Raw genomic sequence first — 2,400 nt, 5'->3', positions numbered from 1 at the left:
GCCTTTCCATCGTCGACCGCATCGCTCGCGTCTTGCGCCTGGAACTCCAGATCTTTTCAAACCCAGGCAAGGGCACGCGCTTTTCCGTCATTCTGCCGGTCGCGGCAGCGCAGGAGCCACGGCGCGTGGTCACGGCGAAAGCGCCGGTCCGCACTGCTGCTTCGCTTGCCGGGCTTCGCGTGCTCTGCATCGACAACGATGCCCGCATCCTCGACGGCATGCGGCTGCTGCTCGAAGGCTGGGGCTGCAGCGTCGACACGTTTGCCGGCACGGGGGATCTCGAGGGGTCCGTCACGCATCGCCCCGACATCGTGCTTGCCGACTACCATCTCGACGGCGAGACCGGCCTTGACGCGATCGTCAAACTGCGTGCGATCCACGGCCAGGACATGCCGGCCGTGCTGGTCACCGCCGACCGCTCGAGCGAGGTGCGCGCCACCGCCGGCAGACTCGACGTGCCGGTGATCAACAAGCCACTCAAACCAGCGGTGCTGCGCTCGATGATGGCGAGGGTCAGGCCGCTGGCGTCCGCGGCCGAGTAACGGTCATAATCTTTCTGTTGACCAGGATGCTGGAGCGGGATGCGTTCAATTGAACCGCTCTATCTATCTGTTTTAGCCGCTTTTATTCAACGCCAAGTGATTCCACTTGGCTGCAAAATGCTCTAGCTCAGCTGGCTGCCTGCAGCGGGTCGCTGCCGATCTTGGAGAGCAGGATCACCGCCTGGGTGCGGCTGTCGACGCCAAGCTTCTGCAAAATGGCCGAGACATGCGCCTTGATCGTCGCTTCGGAGACACCGAGTTCGTAGGCGATCTGCTTGTTGAGCAGCCCTTCGCCCAGCATGCCGAGCACGCGCGTCTGCTGCGGCGTCAGCGTCTGCAGCCGCTTGATCAGATCGGATATCTCGGGATCGCGCTCGACGCCGAGATCGATGCCCGTGGGCGCAGCGATGTCGCCGGCAAGCACCGACTGCACGGCGCTGCGGATTTCCTCCATGCTGGCCGATTTGGAGATGAAACCCGAAGCGCCGAGATCAAGCGCGCGCCGGATGGTCACCGGATCGTCATGCGCCGACACCACCATCATCGGCACCGTCGGGTGGATGCCGCGCAGCGAGATCAGACCGGAAAGGCCGCTCGCGCCCGGCATGGACAGGTCGAGCAGCACCAGATCGACGTCCTCATTGGCCACGACCAGCGCCTTGGCGCTTTCGAAATCGCCGGCCTCGTGAATGCCGGCGACATTGCCGATGCCGGCAAGCGCCTCTCTCAGCGCGCCGCGAAAAAGTGGATGATCGTCAGCGATGACGAAAGTGTAGCCTGACGGCACGAGGCCCTCCCCGAATCCCACTGATTGTCTGCTTCTTACGGGATCAGTCGAACGATTATGCGGCGATATCAGCCGTTTTCAAGCGGCAAGCCTATGCGCCGGGTTCCCACGGTGAATGGTGCTCAGGTTTTTTGTGAATTGGGCTTGGCGCCATCCTCGCCGCTGTCCTTTTCCATGTCCTTGACGATACCCATGAAGCTGCGCAGGAAGCGCTCCATGTAGCTCATCGTCTTGTTGAAATCCTCCTCGCTGGGCAATGTCGACTCAAAGCGGGCGGCAAGCGAGTTCTCGAGCTTGACGACGCGCTGGTCGAGCGCCTTTACCGAATTCTGCAGCCGGTCGATCTCGTCCTGGAAGGCGGCGCGTTCATCGGCCGCCATCTTGCAGACGAGCTGGCCGGAACGCTCCTCGCAGATCGACATCGCACCGGTCTGCGTGTCCATGCGGACATAGCCCGTGGCCGACTTTTCCAGCCGGTATCGGTCGGCTTCCTCAGAAAAGGCCGATGCCGCGACGAGCGAGACGAGCGCTGCGGGAATCAAGACGTGCTGCGGACGCATATTGTCCTCCATGGGCCAGTAAGCGCAATTTATCGCATGTTTGCGCCGGAAATGGGGAAGAATGCTAGCCTTTGCCTTAACGCAGATTCTTGTCGGAAAACCGTGTGACACTTTTCCGAACCTGCTTGCCTCTTCCCCGTATGGTTGGTTCGGACTATAGCGCAACCATGTCTCAGATTATCTACAAGATAGTACCTGAAGCGTTGTGGCGCGAGGCCGAAAGAAATGGCCGATTCACCGGCGCGCCGATCGACGTCGCCGACGGCTTCATCCATTTTTCCACCGCCGGCCAAGCCAGGGAAACGGCGGCAAAACACTTTGCCGGCCAGACCGGGCTGCTGCTGGTCGCCATCGATGGAGCCAAACTGGGTGATTTGCTGAAATACGAGGTCTCGCGCGGCGGCGCGCTGTTCCCGCATCTTTACGGCCCGCTCGATCTCAAGGCCGTTGTCTTGGTGCAACCGTTGCCGCTCGGCACCGATGGACTGCACCAATTCCCAACGCTGGAGGC

The 2,400-nt window shown here is 61.5% G+C and carries 4 protein-coding genes; 2 read left to right on the top strand and 2 right to left on the bottom strand.

Going from position 1 to position 2,400, the window contains the following annotated elements; translation table 11 throughout:
• On the top strand, window positions 1-542 hold a 542-nt coding region (locus EOA86_RS30790; protein WP_128345058.1), incomplete at its 5' end, for a response regulator.
• 127 nt (window positions 543-669) lie between these two features.
• Here the strand turns inward: EOA86_RS30790 and EOA86_RS30785 are convergent.
• Window positions 670-1,329, bottom strand: coding sequence for a response regulator transcription factor (locus EOA86_RS30785; protein ID WP_127209508.1), 660 nt, complete (start codon window positions 1,327-1,329; stop codon window positions 670-672).
• Between the two features lie 122 nt (window positions 1,330-1,451).
• Window positions 1,452-1,889, bottom strand: a complete 438-nt coding sequence (locus EOA86_RS30780; protein WP_029356777.1) for a hypothetical protein — start codon at window positions 1,887-1,889, stop codon at window positions 1,452-1,454.
• 167 nt (window positions 1,890-2,056) lie between these two features.
• On the opposite strand from EOA86_RS30780, the gene EOA86_RS30775 reads away from it, so the two are divergent.
• On the top strand, window positions 2,057-2,400 hold a 344-nt coding region (locus EOA86_RS30775; protein WP_164892143.1), incomplete at its 3' end, for a DUF952 domain-containing protein.

This window comes from Mesorhizobium sp. M5C.F.Ca.IN.020.32.2.1 (assembly GCF_004023105.1).
GTDB classification, from domain to species: Bacteria; Pseudomonadota; Alphaproteobacteria; order Rhizobiales; family Rhizobiaceae; genus Mesorhizobium; species Mesorhizobium wenxiniae.
The sequence above is the reverse complement of the archived record's forward strand: the minus strand, read 5'-3'. Positions and strand labels throughout refer to the sequence as shown.